Origin of the sequence: Geovibrio ferrireducens, assembly GCF_026226615.1 — a bacterium.
Lineage (GTDB): Bacteria > Chrysiogenota > Deferribacteres > Deferribacterales > Geovibrionaceae > Geovibrio > Geovibrio ferrireducens.
Map to the genome: position 1 here is coordinate 109,486 of NZ_JAJAPB010000001.1, position 17,453 is coordinate 126,938.

A 17,453-nucleotide genomic window follows, 5' to 3' on the forward strand; every position below is an offset into this window, starting at 1 on the left:
GATGAAAAAGAAAATCACTGTAATTGCAATTGCACTTACTCTTGTTGTGGCTGGTGCAGCTTTCGCTGCTGTTAAACAGTCCAAAGGCAAAGTTGTTGAGAAAGACGGCACAACCATCACAATCAAACTCGACAAAGACATCGACGTTAAAAAAGGCGACGATGTAAAAGTTGAAGCACTCGGTTCCCCCAAAGGCGGTTTCCAGCTTCAGGGCTGCTAATCGGCTGTTCTTTAAGGTTATACTACGGCGGGGCGGCTTTGGCCGCCCTGCCTCATTCAAACCGCTTTCACTTCCCAAAAAAATAATAAAAGCTTAAGATGGATTCATGCACAGAAAACTGTTTTTTCTAATTCAGATTATATTGATTATGCTTTCCGGAAATGCCTTTGCAGCCCCGAAAAATACTGTTCAGTCCTGCACCGTGACCGAGTGCCACGCAGGGATAGAGGACACTTCCGAAAACCATAAGCTGGCCTGTACCGTATGCCACGCCGGAAATCCCGGCACACGGGATAAGGACGCAGCCCATAAGGATATGCTCGGCGGGCGAAACCCCTCTGACCCGTCCGTATGGGACAAAAGCTGCGGAACCTGCCACCAGTATCAGCATGACAGGGTCAACACCACCCTGATGTACACCAACACAGGCATTATAAAAAATGCCCAGCAGGCATGGGACGACTACAAAGGAAAACACTACAGCACCGGCGGTTCCGAAGGCTTTGATGCGGAGGGCAACAGGGTAGCTCTGCCGAAGGTCACTGAGCTTGAGGAGCTTTCCGGCGAACTGTACAGAAAGTTCTGCTCAAGCTGCCATGTGGGGTTTGACAAGCTTATAGGCTACCGCGCACACCACTCCTCCGGATGTGCTGCCTGTCATTTCAGCCACAGTGTGGACGGAGCTTACGCAGGCGGCGATAAAACTATTCTCGGAAAGAAACCCTACCCTGAAAAGCATGTGATAAACCCTCTGCCGAATGATGATGTATGCCTAACCTGCCATAACCGAAGCGGGCGAATCGCCCTCTCCTACAGAGGCGAGTACGACGGCAACAATTCCCTTGTACCCACAAACGGCGGCATACCGGGACCTGAGCTCATGGACGGCATACGCAGTATAAAGCACATGCAGGCTGACATTCATAAGGAGTTCGGCATGGAGTGCATAGACTGTCACACATCGCGGGATATGATGGGGGACGGCTACTTTTATGAAAACATGTACCAGCAGCTTGAAACCGCCTGTGAGGACTGCCACGGAACACCGGAGGCTCTGCCTAGGACGGGGAAAATAACCAAAGAGAGCGACTCTCCGCTGAGGGAGTCACAGTATTACAGGGTAAAAGCGAACTACGGCGATGAGATGGTGCTCACCTCCAAGGGGCGCATGTATTCCAATGTGAAAAAGGAAGGCGGAAAATTCATCCTCTATACCAAAAGAGAGGGGAAGCGCCTTGAGATAAAGACTGTCACTAACACGGCAGACCACGCAGTGTACGGGCATGAGCGCATGGAGTGCTACACCTGCCACTCCAAAACAGTAATCCAGTGCTATGGCTGCCACACTACCTATGACAAATCCCAGACTATGATGGACTGGGTGAAGATGGAAGAGACAAAGGGGCTTTTCAGCGAGAAAGAAGACTTCCGCTCGTTTTTTCCCTTCCCCATGGGAATAAACCAGAAAGGGAGGATAGCTCCCGTTACCCCCGGCTGCCAGACCTTCCTCACTGTGCTGGATGAAAAGGGGAAAGCGGAAATCAAAGAGCATGTCTTCAACTATAAAGGCGGCAAAAAATTCAAGTTCGCACCGTTTTACGGACACAACACAGGGAAGAAAGCCATTACCTGCCGCAAGTGCCATTCCGATCTCATGTTTGCCGGATTCGGACAGGGGCTGGTATCAATCACAAAAAAGAACATAGACAGCTCATACATGTGCGACCAGTGCGATAAGCCGCTTGATTCGCTGTATACGATGAAAAGCGGGAAAATGTCAGTCACATCAGACATTGTGCGTGACACATCGAGGGTGTTCACCCCTGCGGAGATAAGCCGGATATTCGATGCCAACCGCTGCATAATATGCCATGACAAAGGCGACAAAAAAATCTACGGGAAAAAGATAGACTATGAAAAGATTCTTGCCGATTCTGTGCATAAGCCTCTTCTTGCTGACTAGCTCAGCATACGGCGAACAGATAGACACCAAAGGCAAAGCCTGCACGGACTGCCACAAGGTTAAGCTTACGGATGCGCATAAGAATGCCTCATGCACATCATGCCATATAAAAAACGACACCCACTACGCAAAAGCAGCAGAGTTCCGCACGGGCGCGCAGGGCTGCCTCACCTGCCATGCGGGTTATAAAAACATGCTGACGAGCCCCATGCACAAGCGTGACGCGGAGCAAAAGTTTGTCCATGAATCATACGGCAAAAAAGACCCTGCGTTCTACGCCAAAAACTGCTCATCCTGCCATGTGACCTCCTGCACTGACTGCCACAAGGGCAAGAGCGTCCACGAGACTGTTAAACCGAAAACCGATGCATGCACAACATGCCACAGCGGATACTACACCGGGAACGAATACACGGGACTAGGTGTGCGGGACGACCACGAACGCTACGGCAGAGGCATTGAGCACAACGATGAACTCTACGCAAAAATGCTCCCCGATGTGCACCATGAAAAAGGGATGCAGTGCTCAGCATGTCACTCCATGAAGAGTCTGGCGGAAGGGAAGCCCTTCTCCAAAACCTGCACGGACTGCCACAAGGTAAACAAAAACTCATCCGTAGAACACTCAATCCCTGAGCATATGGAAAAGATGGAATGCTGGACATGCCACTCTGCGTGGGCTTCGCAGGAATACGGCACATTCTGGATACGCTTCCGGAACACCGAATATGACGACTACTTCCGCTGGGTGAAAACACCCAATAACGAATATGCCAAAAGCAGCCACACCAAAGACTACACCCCGCCGCCCATCGGCATAAACTCACGGGGTAAATACTCGCCCATACGGCCTCAGTACACAGCGTTCTTCACCTATGTGGTCGGTGACGGAGCCAAAGGGAAAGAGAACGAAATGCTGGCGAATAATTACAAGGCTCTTTTCCCTCATACTGTGAGGCGTGAGGTTGTAATGTGCGAAAGCTGCCACAAAAACAATAAGCGCCTTATGCGTGAAACAGAGGAAGAGCGGATCTTCGATCTTAAAAAAGACGGGCTTGAGATCGAAAGCTTCCATAACAAAGAGGACTTCAAGGTTACAAACGGCCGCTTTATAAATGATGAGGAGTATAAAAGGATCACAGACGATGACCCGCTCTATAAGAGGCTTTCAATAAAGAAATGGAAGCAACTCAAGGATTCGGTACTGAGAAAAGGTATCAGGAAAGAATGACAAAGGAACACATTAGCGTGTGAAGCATCGAAATATCGGTTATAATAACCTAATCTTATCTTTGACCCAACGGAGCCTCTATGCTGCCAGTTTCAAAAAGAGTATCATTATTCGTTACTTTTTTGATTCTTGTTCTCTGTGCCTATTTTATAGGTTCTTCCCTTGTGAGAAATCATCAGGCCTTCAAACTGATGACGGAAAGGGACAGGACAAGGCTGCACGGTCTGGCGGAAGATCTTCCTAAACGCTTTCTGGAACTGCTTTTAAATTTCAATAACGATGCTCTTTCCAACGAAAAAGTGATCACCGCCTTTGCAGAGAGGGACAGAGAAAAACTGTCGCTGCTCCTTGAGCCTTATTTCGAACACCTGAAAGGGGATTTCGGCAATGTCCGCACGGTAATGCACTTTCTGCTCACCGACGGCACATCCTTTTACCGGGCTCACGATCCGGAACAGTTCGGCGACAACCTCATTGACTCACGCCCTATGCTCAGGAAAGCACTGGAAACAGGGGAGATGCAGTCCGGTTTTGAAACAGGCAGATACGGCCTTTCTCTCAGGGTGATAAACCCGGTATATCATAACGGAAGCCTGATCGGCGCATTTGACACCGCGATTGATGCGAGCTTTATCGCCACAAGGCTCTCCAGCCTCACCTCATACTCGGCAAGCATTCTCATAAACATGCAGAGCTCATCACACTATCAGATGAAACTGACAAACAAAGTATCCGTTAATATGTTTGAAATTTTCAATAACTCACCTGAGCTTTTTGAAAAAATATACGGAAAGCTCAAGAGCGATAAATTCCCCGATCTTATTGAGGTTGATGACAGAAACTTCCTGCTTATAAGCGATATAGCCATAACGGAGTTCAACGGCGAAAAGACGGGGGAATTTCTCTTTGTTCTGGACGTTACGGAAGAAACAAGATGGGTCAAGTCCTACCTTTATAAAAGCGCTGCCGCGGCGGCTGTTATTGTCATGCTGATTCTGTTCATAATCAGAAAGGGGTTCATGGAGATGATAGGCGGGCTTGAAAAAAAATATGCCAGAACCATATTAACCCTTGAAAGAAAGGAAGCCCAATGCCGGGGTTACATAGTCAACGCCCCATTGGCGGTTTTTGTGACTGATTCCGGCCTTAATCTTCTGGAAACAAACCCTGCGGCGGAGCACCTGACGGGCTACAGTGGTGCCGAGATGATGCTGATGAACTTTATCGCCCTGTTTCATTATGAAACCACGGAAACAAGGAATCAGGTGAAGCAGTCACTGTCTGAGACGGGCAGGCTCAGCGGAATGTATACTTTCAGAACAAAAGACGGAAAACGCATTCAGGTGCACGCGGAAGGCGCCTCACTCACCAGCCATAGGATGAACATTGTCTTCTGCCGGGATGTTACGGAAGAAAACGCACTCAAAGTCAGCCTTGAAAAAGCATATGCCAAGCTTGAGGATATGAATCGCCACCTGGCCGCAAAGGTTGAGGAGGAGGTCGAGAAAAGGCAGAAAACCGAAAAGCACCTGGAAATGCAGAAGAAGTTTTCAGACATGGGGCAAATGATAAATGCCATAGCCCACCAGTGGCGTCAGCCGCTGAATGCTCTGGGGATATACATTCAGGACACGGCGGAGAGAATAAGGGATAATGCCCTTACAGAGCAGGATCTCAGCGAGTTTGAATCAGTGTCCATGCTGCTTATCTCACAGATGTCCGATACCATAGACAACTTCCGCTCCTTCTTCCTCCCCTCCAAGGAGCAGGAGCAGTTCAATGTTGCGGAGGAGACCGCATATCTCCTGCGGATGATAAGTGCCCAGATCGCCTCAAAAAACATAGACCTCAAATACACATGCGAATGTGACGGGGAAAAGCACAACTGCATGAACGACTACAGCATGCCGGTGTGCAGTTCCGGCTATATTGCGGCCTTCGGCTATGTGGGCGAATTCCGTCAGGCGCTTATGAATGTAGTGAGCAACGCCATTTACGCAGTGGAAGAAAAATGCATGGAGGATAAAAATTACAAAGGGACGATAAGTGTAGAATTATCCTGTTATAATGGTATCATTAAGTTAACGGTGAAGGATAACGGAACGGGAATTGCAAACGAAACATTGTCAAAAGTTTTCGATCCGTATTATACTACCAAACCTCAGGGCAGAGGGACAGGGATAGGACTGTATGTCACCAAGCTTCTCATCGAAAAGCACATGGGAGGCAAAATCCGTATCTACAACAACCCGGAGGGAGGGGCAGGAGTGGAGATTACACTTAGTCAGGATATTGCAGATGAACAATAAAACCATTCTTTACGCAGAAGATGACATTATTATACAGAAAATACTGGGCAAATTTATCAGCAAGAAATACCCGGATACTCTCATTGCCAGCAACGGTAAGGATGCGCTCTCTCTCTTTGAGACGAACAAAGTGGACGCAGTGGTTACAGATCTTTCGATGCCGGTTATGAGCGGATTCGAGCTCATAAGAAAAATCAGGGAACACAACACTGTCACCCCGATTATAGTTACCACGGCGTACCGTGATGAGGCCAAACAGCTTAATGATGCCGGAGTGACAATACTTTACAAGCCAATTGATACCAAAGAGCTTATGAAAAGCCTTGAAGCGGCTTTCGCCTGCTGAAAGCTTTGGAGAACACGCCTTGAAGGAAGACCTCTTTCCCGATGAAATAACAATAACCGACTGTCCGGAATCCGCCTACATAAGCCTCCACAGAATGAGCTACACCCAGAAGGGAATAAACAAAAACTGGGATTTTATCAAAGTGCATGACAGCGTTGCGGTTATTCTGGCGGACACCCTGCGCAGCGAGCTTATTCTCGTCCGCCAGTTCCGCCCGCCGGTTTTCCTGCGTGAAAAAACCGGAATAACCTACGAGCTCTGCGCCGGAATCACCGACAAAGACCTGTCCCCGGAAGAAACAGTCCGCGAAGAGATTCAGGAGGAGACAGGCTACTCTGTGCGGACAGAGGATATTGAAAGGATAACATCCTTCTTCACCGCAGTGAGCTTTGCCGGAAGCAGGCAGACGCTTTATTATGCCGAAGTTGATGATTCAAAAAGAACAGGCTCAGGCGGCGGTGTCGGCACGGAAAGGCTTGAGGTAATCAGGCTGCCGTTCAGCGAAATACATTCTTTTATGATGGATGAATCAAAGCCGAAAACACCGGGGCTTCTCTTCGGGCTGATATGGTTTATACAGAATAAGCTCTAAAATGCAGGCAGACTCACCGTTACACGGGTGAAGCCAGTGCCTGTTTCCATTGATATGCTGCCGCCGTGCGCCTCAGAAAGCAGCTTGGCGGAGTATGTACCTAATCCGGTTCCGGCGGCTTTCCCCATTGTCACATACTTCTCGAAGAACCTGTCCACAATCTCCTGCGGAACATCCCCCTCATTGCTGACTGAAATTATGTCCTGCTCACCGCATTTTTCGCACTCTATGGTTACAATTCCACCTTCAGGGGAGGCTTCCACTGCATTTTTCACAAGGTTGGACAGGCATGAGTAAATAAGCAGATCATCCGCATGAATAAGAAACACGCCTGAGATGCTGCCGGAAAAGATCCTCTCTATGCTCACCCTGTAGGACACGGTAAGCCCTTCAAGGTGCGAGCAGACCCTGCCCAGAAGCTCATTCAGCAGCATCCCGCGCTTGGCTACGGTGTAATCCCCCCTTTCAAGGCGGTAAAGCACCTGCGAAAGGTTTATCATCGCATTAAGCTGAAAGCATGATTCTATAACTTTTGATGCAAGAAAACGGGTTTCCTCTGATTCTGCCGAAGCTTCAAGAGTCTGTCCGAGGAGATAGATTGAATTAAGAGGGGTTTTCAGATCATGGCGCATAATCCGCTCCACATCCTCGCGGAGCAGCTCAAGCTTTTTCCTTTCGTCTATATCATGGGCTATAACAAGGCGCGCATTCCGTCCGCTGTCCCAAGGGATAAGCCTTCCTGTTTCCAGATACCATCTTCCGCAGCGCCCGTTGAGAACTTCCTCAGAGGAGACTTTGTCAGCGGCTTCCGCCTCCATAGCACAGTGGCTGCACCTTTCATCCCGCCCGTGGATTACCTTCCAGCATTTTTCACCGCGCCAGCCGCCACTGAAACCCAGAACATCGATAGCGTAGCTGTTTATGTAAAGGAGTGTGAAATTATCGGGATCGATCACATAGACCATGGCGGAGAGGCTGTTGAGGACAAAAGGAACCTTCTCTGCCCTTTCTGCCAGGGGCACTTCCTCATCCGGCTGCCTTACGGAGCAGATAATCATTCCCCGGTCCTGTTCATCATCCTCCGCAAACGGATACAGCTCCAGAATAACTCTGGCGGAACTGTCCGCTGCAAACATATGCACAGCGCCGTGGGTAATTTTTTTTCTGTAACCGCCGGAGAAAAGATTAGAAAACGAACACTCCTCAGCCGTATTCCGGCAGAGGGAGCATATCTTCACGTTTCCCGTATTCTCCTCGCACAGAGAGTAAAGCTCCGCTGCTTTCCTGTTAAAGCCGTGGACAATTCCGTCTCCGTCAAGCAGAAAAAGCGGTTTTTCGGATATTTCCGCAATCAGTCTAAAGCTTTTCATAGCCCGCCTTCGCACGTAATCATATTGATTTTTCACGAAAAAACAACATTTGAAGGTCACGCAGAGTTAAAATCATTATATATAATGATCCGTTTCAAAATAAAAAAGACCTCAGTCAGGCGGCCTTTTGCAGCTTTAGTAGTGTGTTTACCTGCCGGACGGTGATTTCAGGTTCGTGAAGCCTGTGCCTCCCCATGCCTGCTGAGCCGTGCCTATAACCAGAAAAGCCTTGGGATCAATGGACGACACAAGAAACTTAAGGTCAGAAACCTGCGAGCGCCTCACTGTACAGTAAAGCATGGTGCGCTCGGTATCGGAATAAGCGCCGGTCATCTGCCACATGCTCACCCCTCGCTGAAGCTCAGTCATAAGAGTGCGGCTCATCACCTTCGGATTGTCAGTAATGATCCAGGCTATACGCACCTGACTAACACCCTCAAGCACAAAGTCGGATGCCATGCCGCAGAGCAGAAGGGTCAGCAGGGCGAGCATGGATTTCTCCCAGCTGAAAACGAACCCGGCAAGAACTATGACTATTATATCCGTGTAGAGAAAAGACTGACTGAGAGGAAAACCCGTATGCTTCTGGAGGATGCGCGCGGGAATGCTTGTTCCGCCCATGCTCCCCCCGGCGCGGTAAATTATCCCTGCTCCAAGCCCCACTGAAACGCCTGCATATATACAGTTGAGAAGCAGATCCTGAGAGATGGGATAAACCTTCATATAAAGGGGAAGAATGCGCACGAAAACATCAGAGGCCAGTGAAAAAACAACAACCGAGTTTATGGTTGAGAGAAGAAATTTCAGCCCGCCGAGCTGATAATAACCGAGAACAAGCAGCGGTATGTTAAGAATGAGATACAGCATCCCCACTGTGAGCCCTGTGTATTCATTGATTATAATCGCAAGACCGCTTACGCCGCCCGCCGCAATCTGAAACGGAACCTGAAACACCACGTAACCGAAAGCAGCAAGCACACTGCCAAGGATTATCAGAAACTGGTTGTAGATAAATCTTAAAATAAAACTTTTTTTAGGAACCACATAAAGAGGCCCCTTAAGCTGATTCTGCTGCATGTCTCTCCTGAGTCGGAATAGTTAATGAAACAATGCCACTAATACTACCTGACAAGGATTAATGCAAGTCAAACAGGAAGAATCGAATACTGAAAAGCTTTTAACATTTTTTAGCTTTTTCGCGGCAAATCCGCACCTCTGCTTCTTACAAATATTAATTTTTTTACCGATTTATATGGACACGCCCCCTTCGTTTCAGTATCATTTATAAAAAAAATTTCAGGAGTTACTTAAGCACCTGTATGCTAGCCCTCTTAACCTACGTTACTGTGGCCCTCGGCCTCTCCTTCATCTGCTCCGTTATGGAAGCAGTTCTACTCAGCATGACTCCGGTTTACGCCATTCAGCTCGAACAGAAAAATCCGAAAGCCGGGAAAATATACCAGAAACTCAAAAAAGACATTGAAATCCCTCTGGCCGCCATACTCAGCCTTAACACAATAGCACACACCATAGGTGCGGCAGGAGCAGGCGCACAGGCGACCAAAATATTCGGTGATGCATATCTGGGAGTAATCTCAGTCATACTCACCCTGCTTATACTCATACTCTCTGAAATTCTTCCCAAGACCCTCGGTGCGGTCTTCTGGAAACAGACAGCAGTTCCCATGCTGCCTGTGCTGAGGTTCACCATGTTCACCATGAAGCCTCTGGTCTTTCTCTCCAACCTGATGACAAAGGTTCTGCCGAAGAGCAAAGAGTCCAACGTTATCAATCATGATGAATTCCTGATTCTCACCCAGCAGGGGATCAAAGGCGGCGTGTTCAGCGAACAGGAATCACTGATACTCACCAACCTCTTCATGCTGAGAAAGCTCACGGTAAAGCACATAATGACCCCCAGAACAGTCATGTTCGCCCTCAGGGAGGACACAACAGTAGGAGAGGTACTGGAAAGACACCCGGAGATGGTTTTTTCTCGCATACCCGTTTATAAAACCGCCCTTGACGACATAACCGGCTTCGTTCTGCGGAGTGACATTCTGCTTTACGCTGTCAGAGACATGAAGAACACCCCCCTTTCCGAATTCAGACGCCCGATAAGTGCCGTGCCGGAATCAATATCCATAAGCAGGCACTTCACAGGACTGATAAAAGACAGAGCCCATATATCCCTCGTTATTGACGAATACGGCGGAACAGCAGGCATAGTGACCCTTGAGGATGTCATAGAAACCCTCATCGGAATCGAAATCGTTGACGAACATGATAAAGTGAAAGACCTCCAAAACCTCGCCAGACAGCAGTGGAGCAACCGAATCCGCAAGATGGGACTCAACCCCGCTGACTATGACTTTGACAGATAAGCCCGCATCCCCGCGGGCCTCAGCCCTTCTCCCTGATAAAACTTTGTAAGCTCCCGAACATTCCCATTGCTTTCATACCGCCGGGCATTATAATGACTATATAGTCATCTTAATGACCATATAGTCAAAAATGAGGTTTGCCATGCACAGGATAGACAGAAGGCAGATTGTTAACAAACTGATTAAAGATACGGTTTACGACAGCGTTATGGAGATACTGCACGAATCAGGCGGTGAAAAGCTCACAATGGAAGAGGTTGCGGCAAAAGCCGGGGTGTCAAAGGGAACACTCTACAACTATTTCAAAAATAAAGAAGATCTCATGGATTTTGTGGAACAGCAGACTCTGGAGCCGATAATTGAAGGACTGAGGGAAATACGCACCAGTAAAAAGACCGCAGCGGAAAAGCTGAAAGACACGCTGAGATTCGTGTTTGAAATATACAAAACCCGCAAGGACTATGTCAGGTATCAGAAGGAAATCACCACCTACAAGCACAATACGGAGATTTCACGCCGGATAGGTGAAGAGCATTTCAGCACTATATGGGCGCAGGGCACGCTGGAAGGCGATTTTAAGAATGTCGATCCCCTGCTGTTCCGCGCTGTCACAGGTGGAGCCATCGCAGCCATAATGGATACATGGGTCTTTGATGAAACCGATGAGCCGGACATAGAGAAAACGATTCAGGGACTTGAAAGAATATACTCGGAAGGTTTCATTGAAAAAAGCCGTGACTAGTAAACTTTTTTAACATTCACACGTCTTATCTGGAAAGACGGGCTGAAAAGCTCTCTTCAATAAAAGCCCGCAGGGGGTTTATGACCAGTTTTCCTCCTGCGGGTTTTTTCGCATTTTAAGCCCGGCCGGCACTTCCGCCGCGCATGAATATCCGCTATCCGCATTAATCCCGAAAATAATTCTGCAATGAATAGTCATTTTCAATCTGTTTGGTGGTAGGCTAAATATGACAGAACATATGTTTAGTTAACCCCCTAAGAATGATTATCAGGAGAGAGGACAGATGAGAAAACTTATTACTTTTTTGACAATGATTTTATTAACAGCATCATTGACATCCCATGCGGCGGAATCACCCTTCAAGCCAAAGCTTCCTTTCAGGAGCGCAGTAATAACATATGATATAACCGGAACCGAATCAGGAAGCGAGGTTCTCTATATCAAAGAAGGCGGCGCATACGAAGCCAAACACCGCAAAACCGCCGTGAAAATATTCGGAATATCGAGAAAAACTGAAATACTGGATATCACAACCCCTGAATGGGTTTACAGCATCAATGTAAACGAAAAATCAGGCACAAAAAATGTAAACCCGATTATTTATATGAATGAGGAGTACAGCAGGCTCTCCAAAAGCGACCAGAAAAAAGTAATCGCAAACGCAGAAAAATTCGGCAACGCCTACATGAAAAACCTTAACGGAGAGGTTGTCAAAAACGCTGAAACTATTCTTGGCTACAAATGTGACCTCGTGACAATGATGGGCGTACGCGTTTACTCGATCAGCGGAACCGGAATCCCCCTCAAATCATCCTCCGAAATGATGGGCGTAAAAATGGAACAGACTGCCAAGTCGGTAGACAAAACCACCCCGCCTGATAAGGTTTTCGAAGTGCCGGCCGGAATCAAAATAACACACGACCCCAGAGGGGATGAAGCATCCAGAGATTTTGCCCGAATAACTGTACAAAGCCTTGTTGAGGGTAAAGACCCCATGCAGGCAAACACGCAGGAAGCAATACGCAGATCAGCCGCCGAAAACGGAGAGGAAATGCCGTCCAAAGAGGAAATGGATCAGATGATGAAAATGTTCGGGGGGCAAAAATAGTGCGGGGGCAGCCCCGCATTTCCCTCACGTGGTTTTTATTGCAGTTATAACATCTTTTACATATATTATCAGTAACTAAGCCAAAACATAGCCATCCGCAGTCTTACGCGTATATCTCCATATTAAAAAATAAAATAATATTTAAAAAATCACCGCCTATACTGTCTGTTTTTCAGGAAAAAATATAAAAACAGCTAAAAAAACACTAACTCCGTTTAGAGCCGGAGCCCCGAATCTGCTATTTATGTAAAACCTGACTTTTTTCTGAAACTTTTCAAGCCCATGCCGGATAAGCGTTTTCGAGGCTTTCGCATATAATTTCATTGACACTTCCCCCTTTTTTTCGTAAATAAACCTGTTTTTACCATTTTAAGGAGGCCTTTGGTTAGATGTGGCGAAATCCTGAGCTGATCAAGAACTGGACTATTTCAAATGCCGAGGAACTGTACGGCATAAACAAGTGGGGCGCTGACTATTTCTCCATTAACAAAAAAGGGCATGTGGTTGTCACCCCTTTCGGCAAGGAGAACGGGCCGCAGATAAGCCTGCACGAAGTTGTGAAAGAGGTGGAGGACAGAGGCCTTGCCATGCCTGTTATCCTCCGCATTGAGAATATTCTCGGTTCGCAGATAAAGCTTCTGCACAACACTTTCAGGGACGTTATAAAGGCCACCGGCTATCAGAACGAGTACAAAGGGGTTTTCCCCATCAAGGTAAACCAGCAGGAGCAGGTGATTGAAGCCATCGCCGAATTCGGCAAGGATTTCAACCACGGTCTTGAGGCGGGCAGCAAGCCTGAGCTCATCGCCGCCATATCCATGCTGCAGAACAGGGACGCATGCCTTATCTGCAACGGGTACAAGGATGAGGAATTCATAGACCTCGGCCTGTATGCCGTGAAAATGGGCTTCAAATGCTTCTTCGTTATAGAAGTTCCCGGCGAGCTTGAACTGATCCTCGAAAGAGCTAAAAAGCTCAAGGTACGCCCTTATCTTGGCGTGCGCATAAAGCTCTCCACACATGCGGAAGGCCAGTGGAGCGAATCCAGCGGGGATTCCAGCGTTTTCGGGCTGAACATCAGTCAGGTGATAGATGTTATTGACAGGCTCAAACAGTCCGACATGCTGGACTGCCTCCAACTGCTCCACTATCACATCGGCTCTCAGATCCCCAACATCCGCGACATCCGCGCGGGTGCGTTTGAAGCATGCCGCATCTATCAGGAGCTGGTTAACGAAGGCGCAAAGATGGGTTATATCGACTTCGGCGGGGGTCTCGCCGTGGATTATGACGGCTCAAACACCAACTATCACTCAAGCCGCAACTACTCTGTTGAGGAATACTGCTACGACATAGTGGAATCCATCATAGCGGTGCTGGACAAGCAGAACATCCCCCACCCTGTCATCATCACCGAATCCGGCAGGGTGACTGTTGCCTACTACTCCGTTCTGCTGTTTAACATACTGGATGTATCATCCTTCCACCCCAGCCCGCTGCCGAAGGATATTAAGGATAACCAGAGCGAACTGATCCAGAACCTGCTCAGCACATACGACATGATCTCCCCCAAGGCGATACAGGAGTGCTGCAACGATGCGCTGTACTACCGCAACCAGGCAAGGCAGCTTTTCAAGCACGGGCAGACAAACCTGCGTGACCGCGCACTGGCGGAGAACCTTGTGCGGCATATACTGATAAAAATCTCCAAGGTAGGCGCGGAGCTTAAGCATGTCCCGAAAGATGTGCAGGATATAGACAGGCTGCTTTATGATATATATTACGGAAACTTCAGCCTGTTCCAGTCGCTGCCGGATGTCTGGGCTATAAACCAGATTTTCCCCGTTATGCCCATACACAGGCTCAGCGAAGCACCGACGCATCCGGCAATTATCTCCGACATAACCTGCGACTGTGACGGAAAGATAGACAACTTCCCCGACTACTCGCACGATAAAAACGCGCTGATGCTCCACGAACTTAAGGACGGCGAGGAATACTACCTCGGCGTATTCCTTGTGGGTGCATATCAGGAGACACTGGGCGACCTGCACAACCTCTTCGGCGATACCAACGTAGCTACGATCCATGTGAACGATGACGGCAGCTACCAGGTCATTAAAGAACTGGAGGGTGACTCCGTTGCGGATGTTCTCTCATACGTTGAGTATGACGTGAAGGCCATTAAGAAAAGCCTCAAGCAGCTTGCCGAGGACTCCATAAACAAAGGCTTCATAACCCCCAAGGAACGCAAGCAGATCCTCGAAGGCTTCGAGGAGGGCTTGAGAGGCTACACTTACTTCGAAAGGGAATAACAGGCACATGGATGTGCCTGCGCCGTGCGAAGCGAAGCCGCTTTTTAAGCGGCGCGAGCGTGTGCCTTAATCAGACAGGATGTACTGATTAAGGCAGGAAAGACAGAGGCTACACTTACTTCGAAAGGGAATAACAGGCACAGGGATGTGCCTACGCCGTGCGGAGCGAAGCCGTGTTCATCACGGTGCGAGCGTGTGCCTTAATCAGGCAGAATGCACTGATTAAGGCTGGAAATAAGAGGTTATACATACTTCGAAAGAGAATAACAGGCTGCGGAGTGAAGGTTTTCATGCGTCACCTGCATAGTGAAGAGATTCTTCGGCTTTGCCTCAGAATGACGTAAAAATTTCAAGAAAGGTTCAGGAAAGCTTTTTACAAAAAGTTTTCCCGGAAAGAACAATAACCCAATAAAATTGAAATAAGAATAATAAAAAAATATAAGGAGTTTGCGAATGTCAAAAGTGCTCATAATCGGTGCGGGCGGCGTAGGAAATGTTGTTGTGAAGAAGTGCGCTCAGCATCCTGAAGTTTTTAAGGAAATTTTTCTTGCCAGCAGAACTAAGGAAAAGTGCGATGCCATAGCCGCAGAGGTTAAGAAGATGTACGGCGTTGATGTGAAAACCTATGCCGTGGATGCTGATATTGTCAGCGATATAGTTCGTGTCATCAACGACTGCAAGCCTGAGCTTGTGCTTAACGTTGCCCTCCCCTATCAGGATCTGGCTATCATGGACGCGTGCCTCGAAACGGGGGTAAACTACCTCGACACCGCCAACTATGAGCCTAAAGACGAAGCGAAGTTCGAATACTCATGGCAGTGGTCATATCAGGATAAGTTCAAAGAGAAAGGGCTCATGGCTGTTCTCGGCTGCGGGTTTGACCCCGGTGTGACAAACATCTTCTGCGCCTATGCCCAGAAGCACCTGTACGACAGCATCCGCACAATCGATATTCTCGACTGCAATGCGGGTGACCACGGGCATCCGTTTGCCACCAACTTCAACCCTGAGATAAACATCCGCGAGGTGACTCAGGTTGTGCGCCACTGGAAGGACGGAGAATGGATCGAAACTCCTGCGATACTTGACGACAGCTGCGTTCACTTCAGCTTCGATTACCCTGAGGCGGGGCCGAAGGAGAGCTACCTTCTCTTCCATGAGGAGATGGAATCGCTGGTCAAGAACATAAAAGGGCTTGAGAGAATCCGTTTCTGGATGACATTCTCACAGAACTACATCACACACCTTAAGGTGCTTGAGAACGTGGGCATGACCCGCATAGACGAAGTGGACTTCAACGGCTGCAAGATAATCCCCCTCCAGTTCCTTAAGGCGCTCCTCCCCGATCCGGGCAGCCTCGGCACAAACTACAAGGGGCTTGCCGTTATCGGCTGCGTTTTTGACGGCGAAAAGGACGGCAGGAAAATCAAAAAATACATATACAACGCCTGCGACCACGCAGAAGCCTACAGAGAGGTTCAGGCGCAGGCTGTTTCATACACCACAGGCGTTCCCGCAATGATCGGCGCGATGATGATGCTGAAAGGGGTATGGAAGGATACAGGCGTTTTCAACGTGGAGCAGCTTGACCCCGACATGTTCATGGATGAGCTTAACAAATGCGGCCTGCCGTGGCAGGTTGTTGACTTTGAAGGTCAGCTCCCCGAATGAAAAATATCTACGCTCAGGCGCTGAAAGATTTTCCGAAGGAAATAACGGACAGGGCGGAAACGCCCTGCTACCTTATCAGCGAGGACGTTATCAGACGCAACTGCGAAACCCTCGACTCGGTGCAGAAACGCACAGGGGCAAAGATTATGCTCGCCCTCAAGGCATTTGCCCTGCCGAAGGTGTTTCCCCTCATATCCTCATACCTGCACGGCGTATGCGCCAGCGGCCCCATCGAGGCTCAGCTTGGGTCTGAGGAATTTAAAAGGGAAACTCACACCTACTCCCCCGCATTCACTGACGCTCAGATGGAGCGGACTGTAAAATACTCAGACCACATAGTCTTCAACTCCGTTAGCCAGTGGCATCTGCACAGGGACAGGATAAAGAACAGCGGCAAACATATAGAGATCGGTCTGCGGGTAAACCCCGGCCATGCAGAGGTTGAGGTGGATTTATATAACCCCTGCCTCCCCGGTTCCCGCTTCGGCGTGAGCCCGCAGGATCTGGAAGGCGTTGACCTCACAGAGATAGACGGCCTGCACTTTCACGCCATGTGCGAACAGAATTCGGATGTTCTGGAAAGGGTGCTGGCATCCTTTGAAAAACGTTTCGCCCACCTCATCCCGCAGATGAAATGGATAAATTTCGGCGGCGGGCATCACATAACAAGGGATGACTACGACATTGAACTGCTCTGCCGCCTGATCACAGATTTCAGGAAGAGATACAATAATATACAGGTTTATCTGGAACCCGGTGAGGCTGTGGTGCTGAATGCGGGCGTGTTCATTACCTCGGTTCTGGACACCATATACAACGGGATGGATATAGCCGTGTGCGACTGCTCGGCGGAAACCCACATGCCGGATGTTCTGGCAATGCCCTACAGACCGAAACTCATAGGCGAGCCTGAAAACGGAAAATACACCTATCGCCTCGGCGGAATCTCCTGCCTTTCCGGGGATTTCATAGGGGACTACCGCTTTGATACTCCGCTGAAAAGGGGCGACAGGCTGGTTTTTACCGATATGGCTCTTTATTCCTTCGTGAAGAACACCAACTTCAACGGGGTGGAGCTCCCCTCACTCATCACATTCAGCCTTGAAAAAGGAACCTTTGAAGTAGTCCGAAAATTCGGCTATGAGGACTATAAGAACAGAATAAGCTGATAAAAAAGGGCTCCTTCAATCTGAAGAAGCCCT

At 48.6% G+C, this 17,453-nt stretch carries 14 protein-coding genes; 12 read left to right on the forward strand and 2 right to left on the reverse strand.

All coding sequences use genetic code 11. From position 1 onward, the window contains the following. Position 1: 1 nt before the first annotated feature. The 6 genes from extJ (at position 2) to OSQ85_RS00525 (ending at position 6,661) form a co-directional block, all read left to right on the forward strand. Positions 2–220, forward strand: a complete 219-nt coding sequence (gene extJ / locus OSQ85_RS00500) for a selenite/tellurite reduction operon protein ExtJ (RefSeq protein WP_265820673.1) — start codon at positions 2–4, stop codon at positions 218–220. Between the two features lie 148 nt (positions 221–368). Beyond that, entirely contained in the window at positions 369–2,183 is a 1,815-nt protein-coding gene (gene extM, locus OSQ85_RS00505) for a selenite/tellurite reduction operon c-type cytochrome ExtM (RefSeq protein ID WP_265820674.1), read from the forward strand. After that, on the forward strand, positions 2,134–3,414 hold the full coding sequence (extO, locus tag OSQ85_RS00510; RefSeq protein WP_265820675.1) for a selenite/tellurite reduction operon b-type cytochrome iron-sulfur cluster-binding subunit ExtO: 1,281 nt from the start codon (positions 2,134–2,136) through the stop codon (positions 3,412–3,414). The genes extM and extO overlap by 50 nt, the downstream gene beginning before the upstream one ends. A 164-nt stretch (positions 3,415–3,578) precedes the next feature. Next, complete coding sequence (locus OSQ85_RS00515; RefSeq protein ID WP_265820676.1) at positions 3,579–5,723, forward strand: ATP-binding protein; 2,145 nt, start codon at positions 3,579–3,581, stop codon at positions 5,721–5,723. Further along, the gene (locus OSQ85_RS00520) at positions 5,713–6,069 is read left to right on the forward strand and encodes a response regulator (RefSeq protein ID WP_265820677.1); all 357 of its coding nucleotides are present in this window, start codon (positions 5,713–5,715) and stop codon (positions 6,067–6,069) included. Before OSQ85_RS00515 ends, OSQ85_RS00520 begins: the two co-directional genes overlap by 11 nt. A 19-nt stretch (positions 6,070–6,088) precedes the next feature. Then, positions 6,089–6,661, forward strand: a complete 573-nt coding sequence (locus OSQ85_RS00525; RefSeq protein WP_265820678.1) for an NUDIX domain-containing protein — start codon at positions 6,089–6,091, stop codon at positions 6,659–6,661. Here OSQ85_RS00525 and OSQ85_RS00530 read toward each other — a convergent pair. Both OSQ85_RS00530 and OSQ85_RS00535 read right to left on the reverse strand, forming a co-directional pair. Beyond that, complete coding sequence (locus tag OSQ85_RS00530; RefSeq protein WP_265820679.1) at positions 6,658–8,031, reverse strand: PAS domain-containing sensor histidine kinase; 1,374 nt, start codon at positions 8,029–8,031, stop codon at positions 6,658–6,660. The two genes, OSQ85_RS00525 and OSQ85_RS00530, sit on opposite strands and share 4 nt — an antisense overlap. A 147-nt stretch (positions 8,032–8,178) precedes the next feature. Further along, positions 8,179–9,108 carry a YitT family protein gene (locus OSQ85_RS00535; protein WP_265820680.1) on the reverse strand — a complete coding sequence of 310 codons (930 nt, stop codon included), beginning with the start codon at positions 9,106–9,108 and terminating at the stop codon, positions 8,179–8,181. A 242-nt stretch (positions 9,109–9,350) separates the two neighbouring features. Between OSQ85_RS00535 and OSQ85_RS00540 the strand changes: the two genes are divergently transcribed. The 6 genes from OSQ85_RS00540 to nspC all read left to right on the forward strand — a co-directional run bounded on the left by OSQ85_RS00540 (position 9,351) and on the right by nspC (position 17,420). After that, entirely contained in the window at positions 9,351–10,415 is a 1,065-nt protein-coding gene (locus tag OSQ85_RS00540) for a CNNM domain-containing protein (RefSeq protein ID WP_265820681.1), read from the forward strand. A gap of 142 nt (positions 10,416–10,557) precedes the next feature. Then, the gene (locus OSQ85_RS00545) at positions 10,558–11,157 is read left to right on the forward strand and encodes a TetR/AcrR family transcriptional regulator (protein ID WP_265820682.1); all 600 of its coding nucleotides are present in this window, start codon (positions 10,558–10,560) and stop codon (positions 11,155–11,157) included. Between the two features lie 283 nt (positions 11,158–11,440). Next, on the forward strand, positions 11,441–12,265 hold the full coding sequence (locus OSQ85_RS00550) for a hypothetical protein (protein WP_265820683.1): 825 nt from the start codon (positions 11,441–11,443) through the stop codon (positions 12,263–12,265). A 389-nt stretch (positions 12,266–12,654) separates the two neighbouring features. Further along, the gene (gene speA, locus OSQ85_RS00555) at positions 12,655–14,580 is read left to right on the forward strand and encodes a biosynthetic arginine decarboxylase (RefSeq protein ID WP_265820684.1); all 1,926 of its coding nucleotides are present in this window, start codon (positions 12,655–12,657) and stop codon (positions 14,578–14,580) included. 438 nt (positions 14,581–15,018) lie between these two features. Further along, positions 15,019–16,251: a saccharopine dehydrogenase family protein gene (locus OSQ85_RS00560; protein ID WP_407649285.1), complete on the forward strand. Its 1,233-nt coding sequence runs from the start codon at positions 15,019–15,021 to the stop codon at positions 16,249–16,251. Then, positions 16,248–17,420 (forward strand): carboxynorspermidine decarboxylase, encoded by a 1,173-nt coding sequence (gene nspC / locus OSQ85_RS00565; protein ID WP_265820686.1) that lies wholly within the window; start codon positions 16,248–16,250, stop codon positions 17,418–17,420. Before OSQ85_RS00560 ends, nspC begins: the two co-directional genes overlap by 4 nt. Positions 17,421–17,453: the final 33 nt, after the last annotated feature.